Origin of the sequence: Thomasclavelia cocleata, from assembly GCF_900102365.1 — a bacterium.
Classification (GTDB): Bacteria; Bacillota_I; Bacilli_A; order Erysipelotrichales; family Coprobacillaceae; genus Thomasclavelia; species Thomasclavelia cocleata.
This window is the reverse complement of the sequence record NZ_FOIN01000026.1, coordinates 22,408-34,813: the sequence shown is the minus strand read 5'-3', so window position 1 is coordinate 34,813 and position 12,406 is coordinate 22,408. Positions and strand designations below refer to the sequence as shown.

At 30.1% G+C, this 12,406-nt stretch carries 4 protein-coding genes; all 4 read left to right on the top strand.

What is annotated here, in order from left to right:
• The first annotated feature begins 790 nt into the window (after positions 1-790).
• Entirely contained in the window at positions 791-1,273 is a 483-nt protein-coding gene (locus BMW96_RS09560; protein WP_092354969.1) for a hypothetical protein, read from the top strand.
• Positions 1,274-1,486: 213 nt separating this feature from the next.
• On the top strand, positions 1,487-5,089 hold the full coding sequence (locus tag BMW96_RS09555; RefSeq protein WP_092354966.1) for a leucine-rich repeat protein: 3,603 nt from the start codon (positions 1,487-1,489) through the stop codon (positions 5,087-5,089).
• 464 nt (positions 5,090-5,553) lie between these two features.
• A complete protein-coding gene (locus tag BMW96_RS09550; RefSeq protein WP_092354963.1) occupies positions 5,554-12,024 on the top strand; it encodes a discoidin domain-containing protein in 6,471 nt (2,156 codons plus the stop codon).
• Positions 12,025-12,150: 126 nt separating this feature from the next.
• Entirely contained in the window at positions 12,151-12,390 is a 240-nt protein-coding gene (locus tag BMW96_RS09545; protein ID WP_092354960.1) for a hypothetical protein, read from the top strand.
• Positions 12,391-12,406: the final 16 nt, after the last annotated feature.

The window sequence follows — 12,406 nt, the reverse complement described above, 5'->3', positions numbered from 1 at the left end:
TACAAGGGCATCGCATATCATAAGAAGGTTTCTAAACAAAAAAACGGGTAAAAAATCACCCGTTGAGAACCTGATAGCCAAAGAAATACTTCCTGTCCGACCAGGAAGAACCAGCACACGTCATGTTTCTGCCAAAAAAGTCGTATGTTTCAACTATAGGTTTGACTAACACACGACTATTATATACCTTTGGAAAAGCAGTTTCAAGACTGTACTTTTTTGTGTACATAAAATAAAGCCATAAGCATAGATTTTTTATATTCTATACTTATGACTTCTTTCTTATCTTCTTAACTTAATGACATTGATCTTGAGATAGCCTGTTTTTTCTAATCATTATATTGTTTTCTAGTCAAAAGTAAAAATAATATTTCTAGATTTAGCTAATTGTTTAAAAGATATTAAACTTTTTTTAATAGTATTAAATAATAAAAAAGCGTAGGTAAATCATGCAAATAGTGATATTAGTAATAATATAGATGAATCTTATAAAACATATCAATAAATGGGAGTTTAAATATATAATACGATATTATTTAATGTTAATTAGAAAAAGAATCAAATATTAATTTTTTTTAAAAATTAATAAGAGTGTGTGTTGAGTAATTTGAATATTATAGATAATACCATGAATAAATACAATTCATTTTAGAGATAATTGCACATTATAATGATTTATTTTCAATAAATAACAATAAGTGTTTTATTTGAAATAAATATGTTATATTATTTATTAGAAAAATATTAATAGGAAAGGAAAAGTATCATATAAATGGTATAGGAAAAAGAATTGAAAAAAAAGATTTTTATTTTTTTATTTGTCACAATTCTGCTTATTGGGTGTGGACCTAAAGATGTAAAAGCTGATAAAAAGTTAATTGGTACATTAAGTAGTTCAATGGATAATCAAACACTTAAATCAACTATTGAAATAGAGTATAACAGTGAAAGTGGTGTAGCTACTTATGGAATCTTTAAAACAAAATACAGTGGATTAGAGAAAACTGTAACGAATAATGAGATTTTGGCAGAGTTAATTAATCGTCAATCTATTGATGAACAGATAGAAGGAATTGAGGTTTCTTTAGAGGTTACAGATACTAGTTTTGATTTTGAAGAAAAGTGGGATTATAATAAAGTTGATATAGTAGCAGTTAAGGAGGCTGATGAACAACAAATAAGTTTTATTGAAAATGATAAATACTCTATTGCGAAAATAAAAGAATTTTATAATAAGCAAGGATATACATTTAAAGAGAAAGAAATAAAATAAATTATATAAGCAAGTTGTCTATTTTAATAATTAGATGCTTGCTTTGTTTTTTTTAATAAATTATTTATAATAATTATTGAAAGTGTTTACAATTAAGTTAAAAAAAAATATACTAAAAGTAGTTATATTTATTTCTAATTAACATTCATAAAAATTTAAGTGTTATTTATGTTATATTAGATAAATATTATAAAATAAAGAAAAGGAGGATATATGAAAAAACTATTAAAAATACTTCTAGTTTTAGTTATTTCACTACCAGCGATTATTTTTGGTAATGCTGAGAAAAACAAAGTATATGCAAAAATTAGTGGGGATTATTCTTATGAGTTAATTGATGATGAATCAGCTATTATATTAAACTATTCTGGAAGTGAAAAGAATTTGGTTATTCCAAAAGAAATTGGTGGGAAAACAGTTAAAAAAATTGGTTATGGAGCATTTGCTGAATGTAAAAGTATAGAAACATTAGAAGTTCCTGATACTGTAATTAGTATTGAAAACTATGCTTTTTCACAATGTAGCCAGTTACAAACAATGAATATCCCAGATTCAGTTGTTTCATTAGGTCAATATGCTTTTGCAGGTTGTAATAGTCTTGAAAGTTTAGTGATTCCTAACGGAATTAAATCTATTTCTTATGGTGCATTTTTTGATTGTATAAACTTAAAAAGCGTAGAAATACCTGAGGGAATTAAAACAATAGGTGGAATGGTATTTGGAAATTGTAAGTCTTTAGAGAGTATTGATTTTCCTAGTACATTAACATCTATTGGAGGAAATGCATTTGTTCATTGTACTGGATTGAAAAGTATTACTTTACCTGAAGGAGTAACTGTTTTAGGTTCAGGTGCATTTCAGGGATGTTTAAGTTTAGAAGAAGTACAATTGCCAGATACTTTAATAAGTATTGGACAAAGTGTTTTTCAAGATTGTATCAGTTTAAAAAGTATATTTTTACCAGAAAGTGTCACAGGTTTAGGATATGCATCATTTAGTGGCTGCAGTTCATTAAAAAATATTAATATCCCAAGTCAGGTTACTAGAATTGGAAATGCTACATTTAGTGGCTGTGCATCTTTAGAGAACATAGAAATTCCAGATACAATTGTATCTTTGGGAGATAATGTATTTAGTGGATGTGTGAGTTTAAAAAATATAGATATTCCAGATTCAGTAACTCAAATAGGTAATTCAACATTTAGTTATTGTAGTAACTTAGAGACTGTAAAACTTCCTAAGAAATTAGGAGAAATTTCTACAAGTTTATTTAGATATTGTGATAAGTTAGATACTGTTGTCATTCCAAATGGTGTAAGTTCTATTCAAGATACTGCATTTGCAGATTGTTTAAATTTAAGAAGTGTTATTTTTCCAGATACAATTAGTTCTAATGGAATTGGTAGTCGTATTTTTTCAAACTCTCCAAAAGTTGTAGCATCAGTAATAGAAGATTCTGAAGCTCATTTATATATGAGAAGAAATGGTTATGCATTTAGTTTGATTAATACAGGTTTGAATTTAGATAAAAAAGAATTGACTTTAAATGTTAATGATTCAAGAAAATATGTAGTAATTTTAACACCATATACAATTGCAAATAATTCTCAATTAACATGGGTTTCAAGTAATCCAAGTGTAGCAACAGTTGATGAAAATGGTGTTGTAACAGCCTTGACAGAAGGTGAAGCTACAATAACTGTAAGAAATATCAATGGATTGACTGATACAAGTAAAGTTACAATTACTAATAGACATGTTCCTATTACAGGAATTTCTTTGAATAAAAAAGAGTTAGTGATGAAAAAACAAACAACAAGTGGTTTGAGAGCATCAATTAGTCCTAGTGATACTACTGAGGATAAAAGTTTAACTTGGATGTCTAGTGATAATGAAATTGCAACAGTTAGTTCAACTGGGTTAATAACAGCAAGAAATCCAGGAGAAGCAATAATTACAGTAAAAACAAGCAATGGAATAAGTAGTACATGTACTGTTACAGTAATTAGTGAAATCACATCAGTTGCTTTAAATCTTACAGCAATTACTCTTGAAGAGGGGAAATCTCAGCTATTAAGAGCAACAATTAATCCTAATGATACTACTGATTCAAAAGAATTAACATGGAAATCAAGTAATCCAAGTGTAGCAACAGTAGATCAAAATGGTGAAGTTAGAACAGTAAAAAAAGGTATTGCAACAATTACTGTAGAAACTGTTAATGGAAAGAAAGCAGAATGTAAAATTACAGTTATTCCAGCGGTTGAAAATATTCCAATTGAGAATGTAACATTGAATAAAACTGAATTATTGATTGAAGAAGAACAGACAGAAGAGTTAGTAGCAACAATTAATCCAGTTAATACAACTGATGATAAGACACTTAGATGGACATCAAATAATGAAGCTGTTGCAGTTGTAGAAAATGGTTTAGTGATGGCAAAAGGTGTTGGAGAAGCAACAATTACAGTAATAACAAGTAATGGTAAAACCGCAACTTGTCGAGTTACTGTGACGAAAAAAGCAGTTCCAATTGAATCAGTAATTTTGGATAAACATCAATTAATACTAAAGGTTGGAAAATCAGAAACTTTAGTAGCACAAATCAATCCAATTGATACAACTGATGATAAGACACTTAGCTGGATATCAAATAATGAAACTGTTGCAGTTGTGGAAAATGGTTTAGTAACAGCAAAAGCTGTTGGAGAAACAACAATTACAGTAACTACTTCTAATGGAAAGCAAGATGTTTGTACAATAACTGTATTTGATGTTGACACAAGTAAATTGGAAGCGTTAGTTTCTCAAGCTAGTGCTATAGAAGATATTTATACTAAGGATACATATGCAATCTTAGAAATAGCACTTAAAAATGCAGAATCAGTTTTGGAAAATCAAGATGCTAGTCAAGTAGAAGTGAATCAAGCCATTGCAGATTTAGAGAATGCAATTAATGGTTTAATTGAAAGAGCATCACAAGATTTGTTAAATGAATTACAAACAAAACTAGAAGAATGTAAAAACTTAGAAAATGATTATACATCAGAAGAATTCTTAGAATTAAAATTAGTAATAGAGGAAACAGAAAGATTATTAGAAACAGAATTTACTAATATTAGTGCAAATGATGTAAATCAATTATTAACAGAATTAGAAGAACAAAAAGATAATTTATTATTATTAGCAGCAAGAAAAGAATTAAATACTTTATTGATTAATGCTAATGAGCTATTAAATGGTGATTTAAGTGATTATCCAGAAGATAGTATTATATCTTTAAGAAGTGCAGTAGCTATAGCTAAAAATTTAATTGATATTCAAAGTAAAGATATCCAGTTAATTCAAGATGCTACAAGGAATCTAAACAGTGCATTGTTAGGAATGCAAAAGGTTAATAAATCAGATTTAGAAAAATTAATTAGTGAAGTTAATAGTTTAGATTCTAATAAATATACAGAAGTAAGTTGGAATGCTTTACAAACAAAATTGCAAGAAGCTGTTATTATATTTAATGAGCCAAATGTAAGTCAAGATGAAGTTGATCATATTTATAATGAATTACTATCTGTTGTTAATGATTTAGTTTTAAAGGTAAATAAAAGTGCATTATTATCAGTTATTAATTTTGCTGAAAATATTGTAAATAATATTGATAAGTATAAACCTAATACAGTTATTGGTATTAATGAAATTTTAGAAGAAGCTAAAAATATTAATGAGAGTAATTTAGCAACTCAAGATGAGATTGATGAAATTACTTCAAGATTAGTAGTTGCTGTTTTGAGTGCAAGGCTTGATCCTAAAAAATTATAACTAAAAAGTGACAATGATTTAGATAATAAGTGTTAGACAAGTGTTATTAATTTGTTTAACACTTTTATTTAGTATAATAAGTAATTTAATTGTTATTAGAATATTATTGGAGTAAAGAGTAAATGCCCAATTGACAAAGAATTATATTTTTGCTGAAAAATTTGAAAGTGATTTTTTGGATTTTTGCTTATTGTGAAAAAGTGCAAATTTTTTTTTAACTACTCTAAATACTATTTTTTATTTTTGTAATATTATATCTATGGATGATTAGAGAGCCTATAAAAATAAAGGTCGATGATTATCGTTACTAATGACTTAAGTTTGTTTAATTAAGTCATTATATTATTAACAACGGTTGAAAGCGTAATCATAGATTTCAACTATAGTTGGAACTAAAAAGAAAGGAGTGAATAAAGAAATAATTTTGCATTAAAGTTTATATTTTTTTAGAAAGGGGAAACAAAATGAATAAAAAAAGATTTCATAAAATAAGTGTACTATCATTAGCAACATTGATGACACTTTCTACGGTTAGTACAACAATGGTCGGATTATCGGCGAAAAATGCACTATCTGATGAGATATCTTCTTATGCTACAGATGCTGCAGGCTATAACGTTTTAGGTGCGGTTACAGCTGCTACAGTAGATGGGAATAAGGTAGATTTAACAATTCAAACTGGAGAAAAAATCCGTTTTACATTCTTAGAAGAAAATGCTTTTAGAATGTATATGGCACCTGAAGGAGAGCCATTTAGAGATTATCCTGCTCCAAATAGTAGTGATCATACTGCAACTATTACAAATAAAACTGATGAACAGTATGAAACAGAGTATAATGTTAAGCCAACATTAGAGGAAACAGATACTACTATCACAATTTCAACTGAAAAAATTAAAATTGAAATTAATAAGGCTCAAACATTAGTAAAATTAATGAAAGCTGATGGAACAGTAGTATGGGAAGAAGTAGCGCCATTAAAATATAAATCAGGAAGTACTGTTCAAACATTAAAAACTGATGAAAATGAATATTTCTATGGTGGTGGAACACAAAACGGACGTTTCTCACATAAAGGTAAATCTATTAAGATTGCTACTACTAATACATGGGTAGATAAATCAGTAACTAGTCCTAATCCTTTCTATTGGTCTACTAATGGATATGGTGTTGTAAGAAACACTTGGAAACCTGGTGAGTATGACTTTGGATCTAAAGATGGTAATGTAATAACTACTACTCATAATGAAAAACGATTTGATGCATATTATTTCGTTGATGATCAACCAGTTGATATTTTAGGTGACTACTATGAATTAACAGGAAATCCTGCAGAATTGCCTGAATATGCTTCATATTTAGGACATTTAAACTGTTACAACCGTGACTATTGGTTAGAAGTATCTGAAGGAACAAGTGGAGCAGTTAAATTAGGAGATAAATGGTATAAAGAATCACAATCTGATAATGGTGGAGTAAAAGAAACATTATTAGGTGATGGAAATGCAACAGCTCAACAAATTATCGAAGACCATGAAGATAATGATATGCCACTTGGATGGTTCTTACCAAATGATGGTTATGGTTGTGGATATGGTCAAACAGATAGCCAAGCTGGGGATATTGAAAATTTAAAGAATTTCTCAGATTATGCAATTTCTAAAGGGGTTCAAACAGGTTTATGGACACAATCAAACTTATGGCCTGCAGACCCAAGTAATCCTCAAAAGGGTGAACGAGATATTTATAAAGAAGTAGAAGCTGGAGTTCATTCAGTAAAAACTGACGTTGCTTGGGTTGGTGCTGGATACTCAATGGCTTTAAATGGTATCAGCGTTGCTTATGATGCAATTGCATCAAAATCAAATTTAAAACCAAATATTGTTACTTTAAATGGTTGGGCAGGTACACAACGTTATGGTGGTATCTGGAGTGGTGACCAATCAGGAGGACAATGGGAGTACATAAGATTCCACATTCCAACTTATATTGGAACTGCTTTATCTGGACAACCAAATATTGGTAGTGACATGGATGGAATTTTTGGTGGAAAGAATCAAGTGGTTCAAGCTCGTGACTTCCAATGGAAAGCATTCACTACTTATATGTTAGATATGGATGGTTGGGGATCTAACCAAAAATCACCATGGGCTCTTGGTGAAGATGCTACATCTATCAATAGAACATATTTAAAATTAAAAGCACAATTAATGCCTTATACTAATACTATTTCACATGAGGCTACAGCTAAAGGTGGATTACCAATGATGAGAGCAATGTTCTTAGAAGAAGCTAATCCATATACTTTAGGTACTAATACGCAATATCAATATATGTGGGGAGATAATTTCTTAGTTGCTCCAATTTATCAGAATACAAATTCTGATGCTAATGGAAATGATATTAGAAATGATATCTATTTACCTTCAACAAGTGAAATTTGGATTGATTACTTTACTGGACAACAATATAGAGGTGGACAAGTATTAAATAACTTTGATGCTCCTTTATGGAAACTTCCTGTATTTGTTAAAAATGGGGCTATTATCCCAATGTATGCAGAAAATAATAATCCTGAAGAAATTTCAGAAACTAATACTAAAGGTTTAGATAGATCACAACGTATTGTAGAATTCTATCCACATGGTTCAACTAGTTTTGAAACATATGAAGATGATGGAAAAACTTTAGGTGGTGGATCTGTCAATACTCTATTAACTTCTAATGTAGAAGGTGAAACTGCAACTTTAAAAGCTAACAAAGCTACTGGAAGTTATGTAGGTATGGTAAAAGAAAGATCTACAGAATTTGTTGTAAATGTATCACAAGCTCCTACAGGTGTAACTGGTAATGTTGCAGGTGAAGATGTAACATTTAGACAAGTTTCAACTCAAGAAGAATATGATGCTGCAACAGGTAATGTATACTTCTATAATGAAAATCCTTCAGTAATCGTAAAAGATTATGCAACAGAAGGTTCTAACTATGAAAGTATTGAAGATACAACAACTCCTAAATTATATGTGAAATCTGCAGAAAAAGTAGATATTACTGCTTATGATTTTACAGTAAATGTTAATGGATTTAAAAATGAACAAGATTTAGGTGAAGATGTATTAGATGCAGATTTAACTGTTCCAAGTGGATTAAGTGAAGTATCAAAAACTGATTCTGAAATTAGTGTTTCTTGGGATGCGGTTGATGAAGCAGCAAGTTATGATATCGAAGTAGATGGTGTTGTATATAGAAATATCAATTCTACAAATTATACACAAGTTGGATTAGATTATTTAACAGAACATACATATCGTGTACGTACTGTAGCTGCTAATGGTCATTATTCAAATTGGTCAAATTCAATCACAATTAAAACTGATGACAATCCATATCGTAATGTTCCAAATGTAACTGCAACTTGGGCTTATGGAGATTCATGGGGTAAATTAGCTGGTGCATTTGATCATGATGTTAATACAATGTTCCATTCAACTAATGCAGTAACTCCAGATCAAATGTTAACATTAGATTTAGGAGCAGCTTATCAACTTGATAAATTAACTTACCAGCCTCGTATGGATAATAAGGGTAATGGTACAGTTACTCGTATGGATGTTTATGCAAGTTTAGATGGTGTAAACTATACAAAAGTATGGGATGGAAATGCTAATGATGCATGGACATATAGCACTAGCATGGAAGTTGCAGACATTAAAGAAATGCCATTAACTGGATTAAAAGCTCGTTACTTAAAATTAAGTGTATTATCTTCTAAAGGTGGATTCTTCTCAGCTTCAGAAATTACACCATATAAAGTAGATGGTACAGATGCTTGGGTTGTTGGAGATGTAAACAACTCTGGTGCAGTTGATGATAATGATTTAACATTCTATGAAAACTATGTTGGATTAAAACCAGTTGATAGTGATTGGGATTACTCAACATTAGGAAATATTGATAATAATGATATTATTGATGCATATGATATTGCCTTTGTAGCTAGCTTATTAGGTGAACAAATTACTAATGCAGCTCAAGGTGTAGATGGTAAGATTGAAATCGTTCCATCAAAAACAGATATTAAAGCTGGAGATATAGTAACATTAGATTACTATGGAATTGGATTAAAGAATGTAAATGCATTTAGTGTTGAAATGCCAGTTGATAGTGATTTATTTGAAGTTACAAACTTTGGATCAGCTTCATTATCAACAGTATTTATGAGAAACTTCTCAAAAACTAGATTCCATAATGATGGATCAGTTGACAACTATGTATGCTTTACAAATGTTGGAAACCAAGAGTTACTTAATGGAACTGGAAGTATTGCTAAAGTAACAATTAAAGCTAATGCTGACTTTACTTGGGATACTAAAGCAACAAGAGCAGTTGTAGTTGGACAAGATTTATCAAAAGCTGATGCTTTAATTGATATTACTCAAGTTCCAACAGCACCAGAAACTCAAAATATTTTAGGAGTATCTGATTTTGCTAATATTTCATTCAGCAATGATGTTAAAGAAAACATGACTGGTGACGAATTATGGCAACAATCAAATTGGAAAGATATTTTATTTGATGGTGATACAAGTGGAACTCTTGCTGAATTTAAATGGTATTTAGGAGCAGAAACTGATATTGCAGAAGAAGTTAAGCTTCCTACAGATATGAATTTTGAATTCAATAATGCAGAACCATTAAAAACAGTAAAAGTATATAATCGTACAAGCGGTAATGGTTGTGTTACAAGTATTAAAGCAGTAGGTTATAGTGGTGAAACTGAATATGATTTAGGTACATTTAGCTCTGCACAAGATGTATTTGAATTTACAGTACCAGCAGAAGCTGCTAGTATTGATCGTGTAGTAATTACTCCTATGACAAGTAATGGAACTGCTACAGGAACTCAAACTGGTAGTGAATCAAATCGTATGTTATCTTTAAGAGAAATCGAATTCATCACTGACACAGCAGTTAATGTAACAGGTATTGAATTTGATGAATCAAGTGCTAAAAACGTTTATGTGGGAGGTTTAGCAGAAGTTTCTGCCACTGTTACTCCAAATAACGCTAGCAATCCATTCTATAACATCACAAGTAGTGATGAAAGTATTGCAAAAGTAATCAAGATTCCAACAGAATCAACTTATATCTTTGCAATTCAAGGTATTTCTGAAGGAACAGTAACTTTAACTGCTACATCTGAAGATGGTGAGTTTGTAGCAACTCAAGAATTGGAAGTTGTAGCTGGTGTAAATGTATCTGTATTAGAAGAACAAATTGCTAAATTTACAGCATTACATGAAAATCTATATACAGCTGAAAGTTATGCACAAGTTAAATTAGCAGTAGATGCTGCTAAAGAATTAATTGATGCAGAATCAACTACACAAGCTGATATTGATAAAGCAACAATTGATATTGTTAATGCAATGAAAGATCTTGAATTTAAAGGATCTAATAATGATCAACCATCAAGCGCAAACTTAATTCCTCAATCAGGAATGAGTCGTTATGATGAATCAAGTATGTCAGCAGCTGAACAAGAAGATGCAAGCAATGTAATTGATGGTGACAAAAATACAATTTGGCATTCAAATTATAGTAGTAGCTATAAATTACCTCAATATGTAACTATTGATTTAGGTGCTGTATATAACTTAGAACAAGTTGATATGTTAGCACGTCAAAGTAGTAGAAATGGACACATTACACATTATCGTATTGAAGTAAGTAATGACGAAGGTGAAAATAAAGTATTTACACCAGTAGTTGAAGGATATTTAGCAAACGATGGTAATTCATTAGATGAACCTGGTGTTGCAAAAGAAATTAAATTCGATAAAGTAGAAGCTAGATATGTAAGATTTATTGCTATCGAATCATTAGGTGATAGACCTAATGCATATGCATCTATTGCAGAATTGAATTTCTATGGACTTGCAAAAGATTCTGAAGTTGTAGAAACAAGTAAAGCAGCATTACAAATTGCAGTAGAAACTGCTAATGTATTAAAAGAACAAGGTGCTTTAGAAAATGTTGTTCCTGCAGTAGTAGCAGAATTTGAAGCAGCATTAGCAGAAGCTGAAACAATTTTAGCAGATGAAACAGCAGATCAATTAACAATCGATGCTTCATTTACACGTTTATCAACTGCAATTCACATGCTTGAATTCTTAAAAGGAGACAAGACTGCGTTAGGTGAATTAATTGCAGAAGCTGAAAAATATGAAGAAGGTAACTATACAACTGATTCATGGGCAAACTTCCAAGAAGCATTAGATGCAGCGAAAGATGTAATGAATAATGAAAATGCATTAGAAGAAGAAGTTGTAGAAGCATTAAATAACTTAACACAAGGAATTGGACAATTAGTTGTAAGAGCAGATAAATCATTATTACAAAATCTATATGATATGGTAAATGGTTTAGATACAAGCAAATATATAGCTACAACAGTAGAAGGATTAACAGCTCCAATGGCAGAAGCATTAACAGTATTAGAAAATGCAGATGCAACACAAGAAGAAGTAGATGCAGCATATGAAGCATTAATGAGAGCATATTTGAACTTAAGATTAAAACCAAGTAAAGATTTATTACAAGATTTAATCAACAAAGCTCAAACATTATCTCAAACATTAAATGTAGCAAACTATACTCAAGAATCTTGGGGTAAATTTGTAGAAGCATTATCTAATGCACAATCAGTATTAGTAGATGAAAATGCTGATGAAGCAACTATTGAAGCAGCTGTAGAAAAATTACAAGCAGGTATTGATAACCTAGCAGTTATTCCTACAGCGCCTGTAAAACCTGGAGATAAAGCTCCAAGTGTAAGTACAGGTGATTCAACTAGCATGATTTCATCACTTGCAGGTTTAGCTTTGGCTTCTATTGCATTCTTAGGAGCAAAGAAAAGAAAAAAATCTAATTAATATTTAAAATATTATATATTTTAAAAAAATTGTAGGTTTTATCTAATTAAAAAGAGGAATTTGACCTATATGGAATAATTCCTCTTTTATTTTATTAATATGTAAGTTAAAAAAGGAGTGTTTAAATTGAAGAAAAAATCATCGATATTATTTTATGTTTTTTCAGGATTATTTTTAATTATAACTATATTTTTAACAGTCGATAGTTTTATTGGATTAGCTAATTCAGCAGCAGAGTCTGGTGTATCTATGTTGGAAGAATGGGTGACAGTCTTAAAAGTCTTACTTTCTACTTCTGGTGGATTTCTTGGTTTTGCGGTACTTTGCTTAGGAATAGGTTTAGTTTTAAGTAAATTAGATAAGTAATGAATAAAATGTGATG

Excerpts from the sequence above, each read along its gene's own strand:
- BMW96_RS09550 (WP_092354963.1), top strand. The coding sequence starts at position 5,554 with ATGAATAAAAAAAGATTTCATAAAATAAGTGTACTATCATTAGCAACA.
- BMW96_RS09555 (WP_092354966.1), top strand. The coding sequence starts at position 1,487 with ATGAAAAAACTATTAAAAATACTTCTAGTTTTAGTTATTTCACTACCA.